The organism is Actinomycetospora chlora (genome assembly GCF_039542135.1).
Classification (GTDB): Bacteria; Actinomycetota; Actinomycetes; order Mycobacteriales; family Pseudonocardiaceae; genus Actinomycetospora; species Actinomycetospora chlora.
Genome location: NZ_BAABHO010000036.1, coordinates 24,415 through 41,863, shown reverse-complemented (window position 1 = coordinate 41,863; position 17,449 = coordinate 24,415). Strand labels below are relative to the sequence as shown.

The window sequence follows — 17,449 nt, the reverse complement described above, 5'->3', positions numbered from 1 at the left end:
ATGGATCTGCACCTCTCGAAGGCCGAGCCCAGCACCCTCGAGCGCGACACGGTCGACGCGGCGTTCGGCACGCTGGTCGCCCCGTCGAGCCGGGAGGACCGGCCGCAGCGCAGCGAGCACGCGGGCCACGACGCCCGTGCCCGGCGGCACCTGCTGCTCCCGGTGCTGCACGCGGTGCACGACGCCGTCGGCTGGATCTCCGAGGGCGCGCTGAACCACATCGCGCGGACGCTGTCGGTGCCGCCGGCGGAGATCTACGGCGTGGCGACGTTCTACGCGATGTTCTCCGTCGAGCCCCGGGCGCCGCGGGTGGTGCACGTGTGCGACGACGTTGCGTGCGGTCCGTACGGCGGCGAGGAGATCATCTCCCGGCTCACCGATGAGCTCGGCCCCGAAGGTGCCGGGTCGCAGGTGTGCTGGGTGCGCAGCCCGTGCCTCGGGCTCTGCGAGCGGGCCCCGGCCGTGCTGCACCAGCGCACGGGCGAGCCCGACCTCAGCCAGGCCCCGGCCCGTCCCGACGGGGTGGCCGCCGCGGCCGGCAGCGACGACCCCGCGCTGGCCGACGAGGCCGACGCGGTCTTCGCCGACACTCGCGTCAGCGCCCCGCAGACCGGTCACGGTGGGCACCTGCCCGACGGGGCCCCGTTGCGCCTGCTGCGCCGGGTCGGGGTCGTCGACCCCGAGAGCCTCGACGACTACCGCGCCCACGGGGGCTACGCGGCGCTGCGCCGCGCGGTCGACCTCGGCCCGACGCGGGTCATCACCGAGCTCGAGGACTCCTCGCTGACGGGCCGCGGCGGCGCCGCGTTCCCCACCGGGGTGAAGTGGAAGGGCGTCGCCGGCGCGCCGGAGCGGCCGCACTACCTCGTGTGCAACGCCGACGAGTCCGAGCCGGGCACGTTCAAGGACCGCGTGCTCATGGAGGGCGACCCGTTCGCGCTCGTCGAGGCGATGACGATCGCCGGGTACGTCACCGGCGCGCGCACGGGCTACCTCTACCTGCGCGGGGAGTACCCGCTGGTCACCCGCCGGCTGGAGAACGCGATCGCCGCGGCGCGGGCCCGTGGCTTCCTCGGCGAGGACGTCATGGGTGAGGGGTTCGGGTTCGACATCGAGCTGCGGCGCGGGGCCGGCGCCTACATCTGCGGCGAGGAGACCGCGCTGCTCGAGTCGATCGAGGGCTTCCGCGGCGAGCCGCGCAACAAGCCGCCGTTCCCGAGCGTCGCGGGCCTGTTCGGCAAGCCGACGGCCATCAACAACGTCGAGACGCTCTACAACGTGCTCGGCATCCTCGACATCGGCGGGCAGGCGTTCGCCGAGATCGGGGGCGGGCGCTCCACCGGCACCAAGCTGTTCTGCCTCTCCGGTGCGGTCGGGCGGCCCGGGGTCTACGAGGTCGGTTTCGGCACCACGCTGCGCGAGCTGCTCGACGTCGCCGGCGGGGTGCGCGGCGAGCTGCGCACCGTGCTGCTCGGCGGCGCCGCGGGCGGGTTCGTCATGGAGGAGAACCTGGACGTCCCCCTCACCCTCGAGGGCACCCGCGACATCGGGGCCACCGTCGGGTCCGGGGTGGTCCTCGTGTTCGACACCGACGCCGACCTCACCGGCACCCTGCGGCGGATCGCGGCGTTCTTCCGCGACGAGTCGTGCGGGCAGTGCGTGCCCTGCCGCGTCGGCACCGTGCGCCAGGAGGAGGCGCTGGCCCGCCTCGAGCGGGACACGCCGATCGGCTCGCGCGAGACCGAGATCGCCCTGCTCGACGACCTCGCCCGCGTCATGCGCGACGCCTCGATCTGCGGGCTCGGCCAGACCGCGCCCGCCGCCGTCACCTCGGCTCTGCAGCTCGGCCTGCTCGACCGGCCGAGCCGCTCCCCCAACGGAAAGGTCCCCTCGGTATGACCACCACGGGCAAGGGGCCGGCTCCGGCGGGCAGCGGCTCGACGGCGCCGGACGACCGGTCGATCGATGGCGCCAGCGAGGCGGCCGAGGGCGCCGACGTCCGCGCCGGCGACCACGGCGGGAGCGGTCCGCCCCCGGGCGAGCGCACGGACGGCGACACGGCTGTCCCGTCGCCGGTCGGACCCACCGTGCTCGACCCGGCCTCCTCGGGCGGCAAGCCCGAGGAGCGCCTCGCCACCGGCCCGGTGATGCTCGGGCCGATCCGGCGGCGGGTCAGCCTCGAGCTCGACGGCCGCGAGGTCCGGGTCACCGAGGGCTCGACGATCCTCGACGCGCTGCACGAGCAGGGCACGCCGGAGCAGGCGGACACGCCGACGCTGTGCTGGGCCCCGAACATGGACCCGATCAACGCCTGCCGGGTCTGCGTCGTCGAGGTCGAGGGCTCGCGGGCGCTGGTGCCCTCGTGCGCCCGGGCGTGCGAGGACGGCATGCAGGTCCGTACCGACACCGAGAAGGTGCGGCACAGCCGGCGGATGGTGCTCGAGCTGCTCGCGTCGTCGGTCGACATGGACCGCGCGAGCGTCGACGTGCAGCGCTGGATGGGCGACTACGGCGTCGACGCCGGGCGCTACGGCCCACCCGCTCCCCCGGCCGCGGCCGGCGAGCGCGACCGACGCCACGCGGGCCACCACCACGCCCCCGACGGCGCCACCGCGGCCACCGTCGCCCAGCCCGTGAAGATCGACAACGACCTCTACGTCCGCGACTACTCGCGCTGCATCATGTGCTACAAGTGCGTCAACGCCTGCGGCACCGACGCGCAGTTCACGTTCGCGATCGCCGCGGCCGGGCGCGGTTTCGACGCCCGCATCGCCACCGAGTTCGACGCCCCGCTGCCCGACTCGGCCTGCGTGTACTGCGGCAACTGCATCGGGGTCTGCCCCACCGGCGCGCTGGTGTCCCGCCGCGAGCACGAGCTGCGCGAGGAAGACGACTGGCACCCCGAGGAGGAGACGGTCACCACGACCATCTGCTCGTTCTGCGGCGTGGGCTGCAACCTCGAGCTGCACGTCCAGCAGAACGAGATCGTCAACGTCACCAGCCCGTCCGACCACTCCGTGACCCACGGCCACCTCTGCATCAAGGGGCGGTTCGGGTTCCAGCACGTGCAGAACTTCTGAGCCGGGTGGGGCCCCCACCGACCGCGAACGGCCGAACACGCGCGGCCATGAGGGGCCAACGCCGTGGCGGACCTTCTCGCGGGCCTGCGGGGCTGATGAAGTGTGCCCAACCGAGGAGGGATGTCACCGTGGCGACGTCGCAACGGAACAAGAAGGACCGGACCGGCGAGGTGGTGGACGGGCTGCACCAGCTGGTCGCCGCGGGTCGGATCGAGGACGTCGAGGCGGTGCTGACCACCCTCATCGAGAGCGAGCCGGCCGAGGAGCCGACGGTCGAGGAGCGCGAGACGCGGTCCTACGCCGAGGGGATGCGCGACGGGCTCGCGCTCGCGCGCCGGGCCCAGGACGTCGCCCAGAGCGGCTGACGCCGTGCCCGCCGGACAGGGCGGTCCAGCACCGGGCCGCCACCCACCACGCGAGGAGCTTCCATGACGGCTGCGGCCGTGCTCGACGACGACCGTCCCGCCCCGTCGCTGCCGGAGACGGCGGAGGGGGCGGCCCCGGCCCAGCCCAGCGCCTCCGACCGGCTGCGTGCCCTGGCCATCGCGGCCATCGACCGTCTGGCGGGCGCGGCGGCGGAGAAGGTCGAGGAGGTCGCCGACCGCCTCGGCGACATGGCGGCCGACGCGGCCAAGGGCGCGGTCGGCAAGGCCGGGCTCGGCGTCGGTGCGAGCGCGGCGCTCGCGGCCGGCAAGGCCAAGCTGGAGGGCAAGAACCCGGTGTGGGCGGGGATCAAGGGCGGGGTGGGGGCGATGAGCACGGGGCAGAAGGTGCTGCTCGGGCTCGCGCTGCTCCTCACCGCCGTGCTCGCGCCCGTGGCACTGATCGTGCTCGCCCTGGTCCTGATCATTGCGGCGATCGTCGGGGCCGTCACGGGCTGAGCCACCCGGGCGACACCGCGGGTCCGGACACGACCGGCCGGGTCCCCTCGGGAACCCGGCCGGATCGGGGTGTGGTGCCCGCTCAGCGAATGCCGACGACCTCCTGGGCCAGCGCGGCGTGGCGCGTCTGGGCGGCGGAGATGATGCCGCGGCGGTTCTTGTTCGCCTCCTCGTAGACGATGACCTTGTTGAGGTCCTCGACGTCGTCCAGCGCCTTGATGCGGGCGACGGCGTCGTTGACGCCGAGCTCGTCGTAGCGCTGGATCGGCAGCTCGCTGGCGTGCAGCGCGCCGAGCCGGGCGCGGGCCTCGTGCAGGGCCCGGGCGGTGTCGTCGGCGCCCTCGCGACGGCTCACGCGCTCGGCCCGGTCGAGCGCGGCGTCACGGCCGGTCTCGGCGACCTCGCGGGCGTCGTCGCCGAGCAGCGCCGCGCGCTGGGCGGTGTCGGTGACGACGCCGCGGACCTGCTCGCCACGCTGCTGCAGGCGCGCCGCCCAGCGGCTGACCTGCTCGCGGGCGAAGCTCACCGGCAGCCGCACGGCGCGGGTGGCGCCGCCGACCACCATCTGGACCGGCGTCGGCTGCAGCGCCGGCGGGCCGCCGAGCGCGTGCTCGGCCAGCACGGTGGTCAGCCACTCGATGGTGGCGGTGTGCGCCTCCTCGAGCCGGTCGGCGAGCCGGCGGATCCCGTCGTCCTTCGCGGTCTCGGCGAGGGCGCGCAGGTAGACCGCGCGGTCCCGCAGCTGGTGCTCCAGCGTCAGGTCCCCGAGCAGGGCCTCGTCGACGGGCCCGGCCTGCTCGACCGTGGCCTTGACGACGGCGCCGACGCGGCCCACGAGGGGCGACACGACGTCGGCGACCCCGCCGAGGCGCTGCAGCTCGCGGGTGATGTCCGCGGTGCGGTCCTCGGCGTGGCGGGCGTTCTCCGTCAGCTCGCGACGGACGGCCTCGGTCCGCGCCTGGGCCACGCGGATACGGGCGACCTGGACCTCGGTCTGGGTCAGCTGCAGCATCGAGCGGAGCTGGGCGATGATGTCGGCCTGGTGGATCACACTTCTCCTCGGATCGTCGTCGGTGTGGGTGCGTGTGCGTCGTCCGGCCTCCGAGGCCGGAGGCGATTCGGCTACCACGCGTCCCGTGGCCGTATGCGGATCGCGTCCCGATCGGCCCGTGCGCTGCGATGCAGCTCCTCGGGGCACTCGGAGGGTTCGCGGCGCGGGGTCGTTCGGGCACACCGACGGGCATGTCTCAGCCCACGAACCGGCACGGGGAGCCGCCGAACCCCGACGCCACCGGCACACCGCAGCAGCACGACCGGACCGGCCGCGGATCGGGGCCGTACACCCCGTCCGGGCGTGACGACCAGGGCAACCCGATCCCCTCCGTGCCGCACGAGGGGCTCCTGGGCCGGATCGCGACCGCCGTCATCGCCGGCGAGGCGGTGGTGCTGCTCGTCGTCGGCGTCGCGGGGATCGTCGTCAGCTGGGGCTCGTCCTTCACCGAGCAGACGGACGACACCTTCCTGGCCCTGCGCCTGAACCCCGCGCACAGCGTGCTGCTGCTGGTCACCGCCGTCCTCGCCGCGGTGAGCCTGCGCCGGCGCACCTGGTTGCGGATCTTCGCGGGCGCCCAGGCCGTCGTCTACCTGCTGCTGTTCGCCTTCGGCGCGGCGTTCAGCGTCAACACCGGCGACGCGACGTTCCTGGCGCTCAACACCCCGGACCACGTGCTGCACGCGGTGCTCGCGCTGCTCGGCTTCATCTGCGTGATGATCGCGAGCGCGCGCATCGTCGAGCCGCCGCCGGGCTCGCTGCCCTACCCCGGCGTCATCCCGGAGACCGGCGAGCAGCCGCCCCAGGGCCCCACGCCGGAGCAGCCCGAGCCGAGCCGCGACTCCGACGTCAACAAGGGCCGGACCGAGCCGCACCCCGAGGAGCGGGCGCGCTGAGCCACGGAGCTAGGCGAGCGGGCGCCGGCCGCGGTGGATCCACCGGTCCTTGACGAACACCACGATCCCGCCGAGGACGACGACCAGCGCCATGTCGGCGCCCGCCCGCTGCAGGCCGTCGAGGAGCAGGCCGGTGTCGCCGGCGACGACCCCGACGCCGACGAGGCCGGCCGCGGGGACCAGCGCCAGGGCGATGAGCGCCCCGGCGAGCACGGCCTCGCGGAACGACGTGATGATCACGAGCCCGGCCACCGCGCCACCCGCGCCCACGAGCCAGTCGGCCGCGGTCGGGTCGGCGATCATGTGCACCCCCTCGCTGCCCGCGAGCACCCCGGGCTTGGCCAGGCCCAGCGCACGCAGCACCAGGAACGTGACGCCGCCGGCCGCGGCGAGGATCAGGTAGCCCGTCACCACCGACACCAGCGAGCGCCGCACCCGGTAGAGGCTGCCGCGCAGGATGGCGACGCCCAGCTTCGCGACCGGCTCGAACGCCGGTGCGATGATCGCCGAGGCGGCGAGCGCGAGGGCCTGCGGCACCGGCGGCGAGAGCAGCCCGGCGACCGCGATCACGCCCCCGAGGGCCATCAGCACGAGGTAGTTGACGCTCATGCGGCCGTGGTGACGCAGCGTGCGCTCGAACTCCTCCCACGGCGACTCGTCGGCGTCGTCCTCGATGGCGTCCTGCACGCCGGTGGCGATGACGCTCTCGGTGCGCAGGGTCGCGACCGCGATCGGGCCGTGCTCGCGGGCGTGCTCGACCTCGGCGAGGACGTCGTCGATGCTGCGGTTGAGCACGTGCAGCGTGAACACGTCACCCGGCGGCTTCACCGAGCCCTCGGGCTGGCGCGTCATGGCGAGCACCCCGTCGTGGTCGGCCAGGACCTTCTCGAGGTCCTCGGCGGCCGACGACGGCACGGTGACGTCGATCTGGTGGTGCATGGCGTCCCCCTCGGTCCGGTGCGGCTCAGGCGGCCCGTGGGCGCACGGCGCGCACCACGACGAGCTCTTCGGTCTGCTGCCCGGGCGCGGCGAGCCCGCGCTCGCGCAGCAGGGCACTGCGGGCCGTGAGCACCGGCCCGTACGGGTGCTCCCGGCGCGCGACGACCTCCGCGGCCAGGCCACGGGCCTCCAGCCGCCGCACGGTGACGGCCGGGTCGTTGAAGGCGGAGTGGACGACGAGCAGCCGGCCGCCCGGCGTCAGCACCTCGGGGGCCTCGTCGCAGAGGCGGTCGAGCACCGCCCGCCCGTCGCGGCCGCCGTCGAACGCGCGGGCGATGCCGTGCTCGGGCAGCTCGTCGGTCTCCGCGGGCACGTAGGGCGGGTTGGAGACGACGACGTCGAACCGCTCCCCCGCGACCGGCGCGGTCAGGTCGCCGCGGCGCACCCGCACGCGCCGGCCGTACCGCGCGGCGTTGATGCGGGTGGAGAGCAGCGCCCGCCGGGACAGGTCGACGGCGGTGACCTCGGTGCCGGGCACGCCGGCGGCGACGACCGAGAGCGCGCCGGCACCGGCGCCGAGCTCCAGGACGCGGCACGGGCGGCCGGCGCCGCACCCGTGGTCGGTGAGCTCGGCGCGCAGCACGTCGGCGAGCAGCCAGGTGTCGCGCTGGACGGGGTAGACGCCCGGGACGCGGAACACGCGGTGGTGCGGGTGCAGGCCGGTGGGCTCGGGGGCGGGCGCAGACCGGGGGGGCACCGGTCGTGCCGGCGTGCGGCGGGGATCGGGCGCGACGGTCGTCATGGGCTCCTCGGCTGGGCTCGGCGGCGAGTCGGGTCGCGGGGCGCCGGCGCTCGCCGGCCCGGCCTCCGGGCGGGATCGCTGTCGACCCCGGTGTCGACCCAGGCCCTGGCGTTACCCGGACAAAGGGGCACATCCAGCCCTCACGACGGGGTCGGCAACATCACGTGCCGGGCGGGGCTGGCCGCCCTTCCCGATCGGGTACGCCAGGCGCCTGCACCATCCGATCGGCGAAGGAGCCCCCGTGTCCGCCCTGCCCCGCGCCCGTGGTCCGCTCTCGGCCGCCGTGCTCGACGTGCTCGGCGGCCACACCGCCGACCTCCGCGCCCTCGACACCGCGGCCGCCGATCCCCAGGGCGACGACCTGCAGCTCGCCCTCTACTGCTGCTACGAGCTGCACTACCGCTCCTTCGACGGCGTCGACGACGCCCTCGAGTGGGACCCGGAGCTGCTGGCGCTGCGCGCGCGGCTCGAGGAGGTCTTCCTCGCCGCGGTGCGCGGGAGCGTCGCGGGCGGCGACGACGTCGAGGCCGCCGTCGACGCCCTGCTCGTCGAGCCGACCGAGGGCACGGGCCCGTCGTGGCGGCTCGCGGCCGACGGCGAGCGCTGGCAGCTCGACGAGTACGTCGCGCTGCGCTCGATCTACCACCTCAAGGAGGCCGACCCGCAGGCCTGGGTCATCCCCCGGCTCGACGGCCTGCACGGGCGGGCCAAGACGTCACTCATGACCGTGGAGCACGACGAGTTCGGCGCCGGGCGCGCCGACCGCGTCCACGCGCGGATCTTCGCCGACATGATGGACCAGCTCGGCCTCGACAGCGGTTACCACGCCTACCTGGACGCCGCGCCCGCCGAGGTGCTCGCGACGATCAACATCATGTCGCTGTTCGGCCTGCACCGGCGCTGGCGCGGGGCGTCGGTGGGCCAGTTCGCGCTCATCGAGATCACCTCGCCGCCCGGCTCGGCGCGCCTCGTCGCGGGCATCGAGCGCCTCGGGCTGCCGGAGAGCGCCACGGCGTTCTACGCCGAGCACGTCGAGGCCGACGCGGTGCACGAGCAGGTGGTGCGCCGCGAGCTGCTCGCCGGGCTGCTCGAGCGCGAGCCGGAGCTGGCGGCGGACGTGGTGCTCGGGATCCAGGCGTCGACGCTGCTCGAGGACCGCCTCGCCGAGTACGTGGTGGGCCGCTGGGCGGAAGGTCAGTCGGCGCTGCGGTCGGTGCCGGAGCCGTCGGAGCCGTCCGCGGCCTGATCGCGGGACGGCCGCAGCTTGCGCCGGTGGCTCGTGTCGCAGAACGGGTAGCGCTTGGTGCGCCGGCAGGCGCACAGGGCCACGACCGGGCGCTCGCTGCGCACCGTGCGGCCGTCGGGCAGCTCCAGCTCGACCGGCCCCTCGACGAGGAACGGGCCGCCCTCGGTCATCGTGACGCGGACGGGGCGCTGCGGTGCCGGCATGCGGCGCGTCTACCCGGCGGGCAGGTCGCGGCACACGCGCTGTGAGAAGGCCTCCACGAGGCCCGCGAGCTCGCCGGGGCGGGTCAGCGGCAGCATGTGGGCCCCGCGGGCCGTGGTCGCGACCTCGACGCCCGGCCGGACCGCGGCCAGGGCCGCGGCCCAGCCGGCGGTCGCGAGACGGTCGTGCGGGCCCCGCGCGACGAGCACCGGGACGTCGGTCGCGGCCAGCGTCGCGCGCAGGTCGCGGCGGCGGGCCGCGCGCAGGGCGCGGGCGAACCCGGACAGCCGCGTGGTGGCGTACTCCCGCAGCATCTCCGGCACCCGCCGCGGGTCCTCGCGGGCTGCCGTGCGCAGCCAGCGCGAGACCAGCCGGGGGCGCGGCGCGATCCGCGGGTCGGTGGTCGGGCCGACGAGGACGAGCGCCCGGACGGCGTGCGGGTGCCGCCGGGCCACCTCGGCGACGACCTGGCCGCTCGCCGAGTGCCCCATCAGCACCACCGGGCCGTCGGCGAGGAGCCCCTGGTCGGCGATCCGGGCCGCGAGGAGGTCGGCGAGCGACGCCGGGTCCAGCGCCTGCCCGCGCGGCGCCGGCAACCCGAAGGCCGGCAGCGTGACGACCACCGCCGGCAGGGCGCTGTGCAGGGCCTCGGTCACGGCGGTCCAGCCGCGGGCGGTGAGCCCGAGGCCGGGCACGGCGACGGCGCGGGGAGTGGGCACGGATCCGGGCTACCCGGGACGCGCTCCCCCGGTCACCCCGAGCGGCGGACCACGAGCGTCGCGGGCAGCAGGCGGTGCGGGGCGACGCCCGGGGCGGACCCGTCGCGGCGGGCGCGCACGACGTCGTCGAGCACCTCGACCAGCGTGCGGCCGAGCTCGTACTTGTCGGTGTGCACGGTGGTCAGCGGCGGGTCGAGGTCGGCGGCGAGGGTGAGGTCGTCGTAACCGACGACAGCGCAGTCCTCGGGCACGCGCCGCCCCCGCTCGCGCAGCGCGCGGACGGCCCCGACGGCCATGAGGTCGTTGAACGCGAACAGCGCGGTGACGGCCGGGTGCTCGGCCAGCAGCTGGTCGGCCGCGGCCGCGCCCCCGGTGAGCGTCGGCGGTCCGGTGACCACGGGCGAGCCCGGCGCCGCGGCATCGGTGAAGGCGTGCCGGCGGACGTGGTCGACCCCGACCGCCCCGTCGAGCATGCCGAGGCGACGGTGCCCCCGCGCGTGCAGGTGCTCGACGGCGAGGCGGGTGCCGGTGGCGAAGTCCGACGACACGCTGGCGACGCCCGGCTCGGGCGCCCGCCGGTCGGCGACCACGAGCGGCAGGCGCCGGTGCACCTCGGTCAGGTCCTCGTCGGCGAGGGCCTCGAAGAAGCCGATGACGCCGTCGGCGCCCCGCTCGAGGACGTCGCGCGCCGCGGCGGACTCCCGGCCGGCGTGGGCGTCGGTGTTGTGGACGACCACCGACGACCCGCGGGCCGCGGCGGCGTCGAACACGCCGCGCGCCACCGCCGGGAAGAACGGGTTGGCGATGTCGGAGAGGATCAGCCCCAGCGTCCCGCCGCGCTGCGTCCGCATGCCGCGGGCGAACACGCTGGGCCGGTAGTCGAGCTCCTCGATCGTCGCGAGCACCCGGCGGCGGGTGGCGGCGCTGATCTCGCCCTTGCCGTTCATGGCCCGCGAGACGGTCTGCCGCGAGACGCCGGCCGCGCGGGCGACGTCGTCGATCGTGACCCGGACCTCCCGTCCGAGGATCTCGCCCACCATCGTCCCCTCTCCCCGACGCGACCCTAGCCGGGGAGACCGACGTCCTCGCGCCGCGCGCCGGCGGCGGGTCGGACCGCGCGGACCACGGGCTCGGGGTGGCCCCCGGCCGCCGCGCGCCGCGCGACGGCCGTGCCGATCTCCGCCGCGGCGGCGTCCGGTGCGAGCACGAGCGCGCTGCCGCCGAAGCCGCCGCCGACCAGCCGTGCCCCGAGGGCGCCCGCGTCCAGCGCCGCGGCGACCACGGCGTCGAGGGCCGGGACGGAGACCTCGAAGTCGTCGCGCAGCGAGGCGTGCGACGCGGTGAGCTCCGGGCCGACGTCGGCCGGTCGGCCGTCGCGCAGGAGCGCCACGACCCGGTGCACCCGGGCCTCCTCGGTGACGACGTGGCGCGCCCGCCGCAGCAGGTCGCCGTCGAGCCGCCCGAGCATGTCCGGGGTGGCGTCGCGCAGGGCGGGGACGCCGAGCGCCTCGGCGGCCGCGACGCAGGCGGCCCGGCGGTCGGCGTACCCGCCGTCGGCGAGGTCGTGGCGGACGCGGGTGTCGACGACGAGCGTCACCAGCCCGACCTCGTCGAGCCCGAGCGCGACGTCCTCGCCGTGCAGGGTGCGGCAGTCCAGCAGCAGCGCGGCGCCGTCGCGGCAGAGCAGTGACGCCGCCTGGTCCATGATCCCGACGGGGGCGCCGACCACGTCGTTCTCGGCGCGGCGCCCGGCGCGGGCCAGCGCGTGGCGGTCGAGGTCGCTCCCGCCGAGCTCCGCGATCGCCAGCGCCACCGCGCACTCCAGCGCCGCCGACGACGACAGCCCCGAGCCCAGCGGCACGTCGCCGTCGACGACGAGGTCCCAGCCACCGGTGATCGCGGGGTCGGCCTCCCGCAGCGCCCACAGCGTCCCGAGCGCGTAGGCCGACCAGCCGCGGGCCCGGTCGAGGGCCTCGAGCGTCGTCGTCACCGGCGCGCCGGGCTCCTGGGCCGAGCGGACGGTGACGATGTCGTCGCCGCGGCGGCCGGCGGCGACCCGGCAGCGGCGGTCGATGGCGAAGGGCAGGACGTGGCCCTCGTTGTGGTCGGTGTGCTCGCCGATGAGGTTGACCCGCCCGGGTGCGGAGAAAACGCCCTCGGGGTCGCGGCCGGTGGCGGCGCGGAAGGTGGCCACCAGGTCGCTGCTCATGCCGGCACCACCGCCCTCCCGCACGCCTCGCGCAGCCGCGCGGCCGCGACCTCGGGGGCGACGTCGGTGAGGAACGCGCCCCCGAACGTCTCCGACCCGGCGAGGTACTTGAGTTTGCCCCCGCCGCGGTGGGGCGGGCAGACCTCGAGGTGGAGGTGGGCGACGTCGCGGTCGGCGCCGTCGGTCGGGGCGCCGTGGACGCCCAGGAGGTAGGAGGTCGGGAAGCCGAACCAGGCGTCGTAGCCGGCGAGGACCGTGGCCAGCACGCGCGCGAGGTCGGCGCGTGCGTCGGGTCCCAGCTCCGGCAGGGACGGGACGTGCTCGCGGCTCCAGACGTCCACCTCGTAGGGGAAGCGCGCCCACGGCGGGACCCCGGCGACGAAGTGGTCGCCGGCGACGACCTCGCGCGGTCCGCCGGCCTCGGCGGCGACGACGTCGCAGAACACGCAGCGGCCCGTGCGGTCGTGGTGGCGGCGGCCGGCGGCCAGCTCGCGCGCCGGCCGAGGCGGGACGTCGGGGTAGGCGTAGATCTGGCCGTGGGGGTGGTGCAGCGTCACGCCCACCGCCTCGCCCTTGTTCTCGAAGGGCAGCACGTAGCGCACGCGGGGGTCGGCGGCGAGGTCGGCGACGCGGCGGGCCCACGTCTCCACGAGCAGGTGCACGCGGCGCACGCCCACCGACGCGAGCGTGGCGTCGTGGTCGTCGGTGAACACGACGACCTCGCAGTGCCCGTACGCGGGCTCGACGGGCACGAGGTCGGTGCCGGCGATCGACGGCTCGGGTGGGTGGGTCGACAGTGACGGGAAGCGGTTGTCGAACACCGCGACGTCGAAGTGCTCGCGCGGGATCTCGGTGGCGGACCCGCCGGGGCGCGTCGGGCACAGCGGGCAGGACGCGGCCGACGGCTTGTACGTCCGGTCCTGGCGATGGGTCGCGAACGTGACCCACTCACCGTGCGTGGGGTCGTAGCGCCGCTCGCTCACGGCTCCCCGACCCACGAGAAGTACCGGATGGTCCGGCCGTCCTCGAGCTCGCCGACCTCTTCGTGGGCGTCGGCGTCGACCTCGGCGTCGACCTCGCCGTCGACTCCTGGCTGCTCCTCCACCCGTCCCCTCCCCTTGACGCGGGCAACACGTCGGTATCAAAGTCGTGAACCATCACGTTAACGTTCACGGCCAGGCGAGGACAGGGAGAACGCGACGACCTGAGCCTCACGCCGGCTCGAGGAACTCCAGCCGGTTGCCGAAGGGGTCGTGGGCGTAGAAGCGCCGGAAGCCGGGGACGTCGCGGTCCCACGTGACGTCCTGGCCCGTCGTGGCGACCCGGCGGGCCAGGGCGTCGAGGTCGTCGACGGCGATGCCGGGGTGGGCCTTGCGGGCGGGGACGAAGCCGTCCTCGACCCCGAGGTGCAGCTCGAGCCCACCGGCCCGGAACCAGGCCCCGCCCCGCGCGGCGAGCACCGGCGGCTTGGCGACCTCGGTCATCCCGAGCACGCCGGCGTAGAACCCCCGCGCGGCGTCCTCCTCCCCCGCGGGCATCGCGAGCTGCACGTGGTGGAGGCCGGTGAACACGACGGTCATTCTGCGACCTCGGTGACGGATCCCGCGCTGAGCGCGGACATCGTCACCGAGGTACCTCAGGCGCGGTCGGCGAGGTGGTGGAGGGACCGCGCGAAGGCGTCCGCGGCGCGGCGGCGGGCGGCCAGCGAGCGCGTGCCGGTGTCGGTCAGGCGGAAGCTGCGGGGGTTGCTGGCGGGGCGGCTCACCAGCCGGTTGCGCTGCAGGCGGTGCAGGGTCGGGACGATCCGGGAGTAGGGCAGGTCGAGGGCGTCGCCGACCTGCGCGCGCAGCGTCTGCGCGATCTCGTCCTGCCGCTTCGGGCCGTCGGCCAGGGCGGCGAGCACGAGCGCGTCGATCTGGCCGCGGTCCCGGATGCGGGCGCGCGAGCCGGCCGCGGCGCGGCGGGTTGCCGTCGTGGTCATGGACAGCAGGTTCGCCCCGCCACCGCGGTGGTCAAACGACGCCGATCGACCCAGCTGACCAGCCCGGACGGTGGAACGGAACCCGCTCGCGGCGCCGTGACGGCACGTCCTAGCGTGCCCCGTCGTGGACACGGGGACGACGGGCCGGGACGCGGTGCGACGGGCACTGGAGGCAGCCGGCGCCCCGCGGGAGATCGCGGTGTTCACCGCGCCGGTGCCCTCGGCCGCGGCCGCCGCCGAGCAGCTGGGCTGCCCCGTGGGCGCGATCGCCAACAGCCTGGTGTTCACCTCGGGCGACGGGGTCGTGCTCGTGCTCGCGTCCGGGGCGCACCGCGTCGACCCGCGCCGGATCGCCGACCACCTGGGCGTGGCGAAGCGCCGGGTCAAGCGCGCCGACCCGGGCACCGTCCTGCGCGCCACCGGGCAGCACGTCGGCGGCGTCGCGCCCGTCGGGCACCCGGCGCCGCTGCCGTGCGTCGTCGACGTCGCGCTGGCGGCGTACCCGACGGTCTGGGCGGGGGCCGGCGACGAGCACTCGATGTTCCCGACCACCGCCGACGAGCTCGTGGCTCTGACCGGCGGGACGCTGCTCGAGGTCGCCGCCCGCTGACCCCGCTCGGCGTGTCGCGCCGGTGAGGATGTGGCGATCCTGGCGTCCAGCGCCAGCAATGCCGCGTTGCTCGCACCCCCGGCTGCGTGCCTCGTGGGTCACAGATATGGACGCTGCGTTCTTTTCGTGATTGTATATGGGCAGAGCGTTCACATCGAGGAGGAACGATGAGCAGCACCGAGACCACCCGCACCGCGCTCGTGACCGGCGGGTCCGGCGGGATCGGGCGTGCGGCGGCCCTGCGCCTCGCCGCCGACGGCATCGCCGTCGGCGTGCACTACGCCGGGAACAAGGCCCGTGCGGAGGAGGTCGTCAGCACCATCGAGGCCGGCGGCGGGCGGGCGATCGCCGTCGGTGGCGACGTCGCCGAGCCGGCGGACATGGCGGCCGCGTTCGACGCCGTCGAGCAGGCGTTCGGTGGCGTCGACGTCGTCGTCCACACCGCCGGGATCATGATCCTGGCCCCGCTGGCCGAGCTCGACCTCGACGACCTCGACCGCATGCACCGCACCAACATCCGCGGCACCGTCGTCGTCGCCCAGGAGGCCGCCCGCCGCGTGCGGACCGGCGGCGCGATCATCGCGTTCTCGACGTCGGTGACGCGGCTGTCGTTCCCGACCTACGGCGGCTACGTCGCCAGCAAGGGAGCCGTGGAGGCGCTCGTGCCGGTGCTCGCCCGCGAGATGCGCGGCCGCGACGTCACCGTCAACGCCGTCGCCCCCGGCCCGACGGCCACGCCCCTGTTCCTCGACGGCAAGTCCGACGAGCAGGTGGCGGGCCTCGCGAAGGCCGCCCCGCTCGAGCGCCTCGGCCGGCCCGAGGACATCGCCGAGGCCGTCGCCTTCCTCGCCGGGCCCGCCCGGTGGGTGAACGGCCAGACCCTGTTCGCCAACGGCGGGCTCGCCTGAGAGGAGCACGATCATGATCATCGTCATCACCGGCGCGTCCAGCGGGTTCGGCGCCATGAGCGCCCGGGCCCTCGCCGAGGCCGGGAACACGGTCTACGCCGGCGTCCGCGACACCACCGGGCGCAACGCCCCCGCCGTCGCCGACGCCGCCGCGTTCGCCGCCGAGCACGGCGTCGACCTGCGCACCGTCGAGCTCGACGTCGCCGACCAGGACTCGGTCGACGCCGCGATCGCCACGGTCGTCGAGGACGCCGGGGGACTCGACGTCGTCGTCCACAACGCCGGGCACATGGTGCTCGGCCCCACAGAGGCGTTCACCCCCGAGCAGCTGGCGAGCGTCTACGACACGAACGTCGTCTCGACCCAGCGGGTCAACCGCGCCGCGCTGCCGCACCTGCGGGAACAGGGGCACGGGCTGGTGCTGTGGGTCGGCTCGACGAGCACCCGCGGCGGCACCCCGCCCTACCTCGCGCCGTACTTCGCGGCGAAGGCGGGCATGGACTCCCTCGCGGTCAGCTACGCCGCCGAGCTGGCGCGCTTCGGCGTCGACACCACGATCGTCGTCCCGGGCTCGTTCACCACCGGCACCAACCACTTCGCCCACGCCGGGCACGCCGCCGACGACGCCGTGGCCGGCGCCTACGAGGAGCGCTACGGCGGGCTGATGGACCAGGTCGGCGCCCGCCTCGCCGAGCTCGCGCCGCCCGACGCCGACCCGGCCGAGGTGGCGCGGGCGATCGTCCGGGTGGTCGACACCCCGGCCGGGCAGCGCCCGTTCCGGGTGCACGTCGACCCGGCCGACGACGGCGCCGAGGTCGTCAACGCCGTCGGCGACCGGGTGCGCACGGAGTTCTACCGGCGCATCGGCCTCGACGACCTGCTGCACGCCCGGCCGTCGGCGTGACGGCTAGCGTGATCGGCGTGACCGAGCAGCGGACCCGCCCGCGCGGGCGCGGACGGCGCCCCGCGGACGAGGTCCGCAGCGAGGTCCTCGCGGCCGCGGGCGAGCTCCTGCTCACCGAGGGCATGGCCGGCTTCACCTTCGAGCGCGTCTCGGCGATCTCGGGCGCGAGCCGGACCACGCTGCACAAGTGGTGGCCCTCGCGCGGCGCGCTGGCGGCCGAGGCGTACTTCCGCACGGTCGCCGGCACGCTCGCGTTCCCCGACACCGGCGACATCGCCGCGGACCTCACCGAGCAGATGCTCGCCTTCGTGCGGCTGGTGACGGACACGGCGGCGGGACGGGTGCTCGCCGACCTCATCGGGTCGATGCAGACCGACCCGGAGCTCGCCGCGGCCTACCGCGAGCACTACTCCGCCCCGCGCCGCGCGCTGGCCGTGACGGCGATCGAGGCGGCCCGCGACCGCGGCGAGCTGCGCGACGACGTCGACGCCGAGACCGTGGTCGACCAGCTGTGGGGCGCCTGCTACCACCGCCTGCTGATCCCCGACCAGCCGCTGACCGCGGACTTCGCCCGCACGCTGGTCGCCCAGCTCGTGCACGGGATCGCCCGCCGCTGAGTGTCGGCTCACCTGGTCGTGCGGCGAGCCCGCTGCACCGCGTGCCACACCGGGGCGTAGCATCGGTAGCGCGTCACTGGATCGATCCCGAAGGACCGGTCCGGTGGCGCTCCCCCGAACCACCCGCGACCCGAAGAAGAAGGTTCGCCGTGACCGCCAGCACCACCTCGGGCTCCGAGGCGGACAGCGCCCTGGACACCGAGATCGCCGAGCTGCGCCAGATCCTCGACCGCCTCGACGGCCTGACCCACCAGGCACGCACCCGGCTGCGGCGCATCGAGCAGCACCGCAACGGCGTCGACGCCCGCTGGATCGACCGCTCGCTGCGGTAGGCCCGAGCACCGTTCCGACCCCGGCCCGCCCCGATCACCGGGGCGGGCCGACCTGTGTCCGAGCCGCGACCGC

Annotated in this window: 22 protein-coding genes; 11 read left to right on the top strand and 11 right to left on the bottom strand. The window is 75.6% G+C overall.

Annotated elements, in window-relative coordinates; translation table 11 throughout:
* From ABD994_RS20850 to ABD994_RS20835, 4 genes are all read left to right on the top strand, one after another.
* Complete coding sequence (locus tag ABD994_RS20850; RefSeq protein ID WP_345419478.1) at positions 1 to 1,899, top strand: NAD(P)H-dependent oxidoreductase subunit E; 1,899 nt, start codon at positions 1 to 3, stop codon at positions 1,897 to 1,899.
* Entirely contained in the window at positions 1,896 to 3,080 is a 1,185-nt protein-coding gene (locus ABD994_RS20845; protein WP_345419475.1) for a 2Fe-2S iron-sulfur cluster-binding protein, read from the top strand. The genes ABD994_RS20850 and ABD994_RS20845 overlap by 4 nt, the downstream gene beginning before the upstream one ends.
* A gap of 128 nt (positions 3,081 to 3,208) precedes the next feature.
* On the top strand, positions 3,209 to 3,445 hold the full coding sequence (locus ABD994_RS20840) for a hypothetical protein (RefSeq protein WP_345419472.1): 237 nt from the start codon (positions 3,209 to 3,211) through the stop codon (positions 3,443 to 3,445).
* 63 nt (positions 3,446 to 3,508) lie between these two features.
* Entirely contained in the window at positions 3,509 to 3,961 is a 453-nt protein-coding gene (locus ABD994_RS20835) for a hypothetical protein (RefSeq protein ID WP_345419469.1), read from the top strand.
* 82 nt (positions 3,962 to 4,043) lie between these two features.
* Here the strand turns inward: ABD994_RS20835 and ABD994_RS20830 are convergent, their stop codons facing one another.
* Entirely contained in the window at positions 4,044 to 5,012 is a 969-nt protein-coding gene (locus ABD994_RS20830) for a DUF8129 domain-containing protein (RefSeq protein WP_345419466.1), read from the bottom strand.
* Between the two features lie 191 nt (positions 5,013 to 5,203).
* On the opposite strand from ABD994_RS20830, the gene ABD994_RS20825 reads away from it, so the two are divergent.
* The gene (locus tag ABD994_RS20825) at positions 5,204 to 5,908 is read left to right on the top strand and encodes a DUF4383 domain-containing protein (RefSeq protein ID WP_345419463.1); all 705 of its coding nucleotides are present in this window, start codon (positions 5,204 to 5,206) and stop codon (positions 5,906 to 5,908) included.
* Positions 5,909 to 5,917: 9 nt separating this feature from the next.
* On the opposite strand, the gene ABD994_RS20820 is transcribed toward ABD994_RS20825, so the two are convergent.
* Entirely contained in the window at positions 5,918 to 6,847 is a 930-nt protein-coding gene (locus tag ABD994_RS20820; RefSeq protein ID WP_345419460.1) for a DUF389 domain-containing protein, read from the bottom strand.
* A 25-nt stretch (positions 6,848 to 6,872) separates the two neighbouring features.
* Positions 6,873 to 7,649, bottom strand: a complete 777-nt coding sequence (locus tag ABD994_RS20815; protein WP_345419458.1) for a HemK2/MTQ2 family protein methyltransferase — start codon at positions 7,647 to 7,649, stop codon at positions 6,873 to 6,875.
* A 241-nt stretch (positions 7,650 to 7,890) separates the two neighbouring features.
* Here ABD994_RS20815 and ABD994_RS20810 point away from each other — a divergent pair, with 241 nt between their 5' ends.
* Positions 7,891 to 8,895, top strand: a complete 1,005-nt coding sequence (locus ABD994_RS20810) for an iron-containing redox enzyme family protein (protein WP_345419455.1) — start codon at positions 7,891 to 7,893, stop codon at positions 8,893 to 8,895.
* On the opposite strand, the gene ABD994_RS20805 is transcribed toward ABD994_RS20810, so the two are convergent.
* The 8 genes from ABD994_RS20805 to ABD994_RS20770 all read right to left on the bottom strand — a co-directional run bounded on the left by ABD994_RS20805 (position 8,844) and on the right by ABD994_RS20770 (position 14,005).
* Positions 8,844 to 9,098 carry a CDGSH iron-sulfur domain-containing protein gene (locus tag ABD994_RS20805; protein ID WP_345419452.1) on the bottom strand — a complete coding sequence of 85 codons (255 nt, stop codon included), beginning with the start codon at positions 9,096 to 9,098 and terminating at the stop codon, positions 8,844 to 8,846. The two genes, ABD994_RS20810 and ABD994_RS20805, sit on opposite strands and share 52 nt — an antisense overlap.
* A 9-nt stretch (positions 9,099 to 9,107) precedes the next feature.
* On the bottom strand, positions 9,108 to 9,815 hold the full coding sequence (locus tag ABD994_RS20800) for an alpha/beta fold hydrolase (RefSeq protein ID WP_345419449.1): 708 nt from the start codon (positions 9,813 to 9,815) through the stop codon (positions 9,108 to 9,110).
* A gap of 32 nt (positions 9,816 to 9,847) precedes the next feature.
* Positions 9,848 to 10,855, bottom strand: coding sequence for a LacI family DNA-binding transcriptional regulator (locus tag ABD994_RS20795; RefSeq protein WP_345419446.1), 1,008 nt, complete (start codon positions 10,853 to 10,855; stop codon positions 9,848 to 9,850).
* 23 nt (positions 10,856 to 10,878) lie between these two features.
* Positions 10,879 to 12,024, bottom strand: a complete 1,146-nt coding sequence (galK, locus tag ABD994_RS20790) for a galactokinase (protein ID WP_345419443.1) — start codon at positions 12,022 to 12,024, stop codon at positions 10,879 to 10,881.
* The gene (galT, locus tag ABD994_RS20785; protein ID WP_345419440.1) at positions 12,021 to 13,007 is read right to left on the bottom strand and encodes a galactose-1-phosphate uridylyltransferase; all 987 of its coding nucleotides are present in this window, start codon (positions 13,005 to 13,007) and stop codon (positions 12,021 to 12,023) included. The genes galK and galT overlap by 4 nt, the downstream gene beginning before the upstream one ends.
* Positions 13,004 to 13,129 (bottom strand): hypothetical protein, encoded by a 126-nt coding sequence (locus ABD994_RS20780; RefSeq protein ID WP_345419437.1) that lies wholly within the window; start codon positions 13,127 to 13,129, stop codon positions 13,004 to 13,006. Before ABD994_RS20780 ends, galT begins: the two co-directional genes overlap by 4 nt.
* A gap of 106 nt (positions 13,130 to 13,235) precedes the next feature.
* The gene (locus tag ABD994_RS20775) at positions 13,236 to 13,604 is read right to left on the bottom strand and encodes a VOC family protein (protein ID WP_345419434.1); all 369 of its coding nucleotides are present in this window, start codon (positions 13,602 to 13,604) and stop codon (positions 13,236 to 13,238) included.
* A 56-nt stretch (positions 13,605 to 13,660) separates the two neighbouring features.
* Entirely contained in the window at positions 13,661 to 14,005 is a 345-nt protein-coding gene (locus ABD994_RS20770) for a PadR family transcriptional regulator (RefSeq protein WP_345419431.1), read from the bottom strand.
* Positions 14,006 to 14,129: 124 nt separating this feature from the next.
* Here ABD994_RS20770 and ABD994_RS20765 point away from each other — a divergent pair, with 124 nt between their 5' ends.
* The 5 genes from ABD994_RS20765 to ABD994_RS20745 all read left to right on the top strand — a co-directional run bounded on the left by ABD994_RS20765 (position 14,130) and on the right by ABD994_RS20745 (position 17,376).
* Complete coding sequence (locus ABD994_RS20765; protein ID WP_345419429.1) at positions 14,130 to 14,615, top strand: YbaK/EbsC family protein; 486 nt, start codon at positions 14,130 to 14,132, stop codon at positions 14,613 to 14,615.
* A 167-nt stretch (positions 14,616 to 14,782) separates the two neighbouring features.
* A complete protein-coding gene (locus ABD994_RS20760; protein ID WP_345419426.1) occupies positions 14,783 to 15,523 on the top strand; it encodes an SDR family oxidoreductase in 741 nt (246 codons plus the stop codon).
* 13 nt (positions 15,524 to 15,536) lie between these two features.
* Positions 15,537 to 16,427, top strand: coding sequence for an SDR family oxidoreductase (locus tag ABD994_RS20755; protein WP_345419423.1), 891 nt, complete (start codon positions 15,537 to 15,539; stop codon positions 16,425 to 16,427).
* A 17-nt stretch (positions 16,428 to 16,444) separates the two neighbouring features.
* Positions 16,445 to 17,044, top strand: coding sequence for a TetR-like C-terminal domain-containing protein (locus tag ABD994_RS20750; protein ID WP_345419420.1), 600 nt, complete (start codon positions 16,445 to 16,447; stop codon positions 17,042 to 17,044).
* A 149-nt stretch (positions 17,045 to 17,193) separates the two neighbouring features.
* On the top strand, positions 17,194 to 17,376 hold the full coding sequence (locus tag ABD994_RS20745; RefSeq protein WP_345419417.1) for a hypothetical protein: 183 nt from the start codon (positions 17,194 to 17,196) through the stop codon (positions 17,374 to 17,376).
* Positions 17,377 to 17,449: the final 73 nt, after the last annotated feature.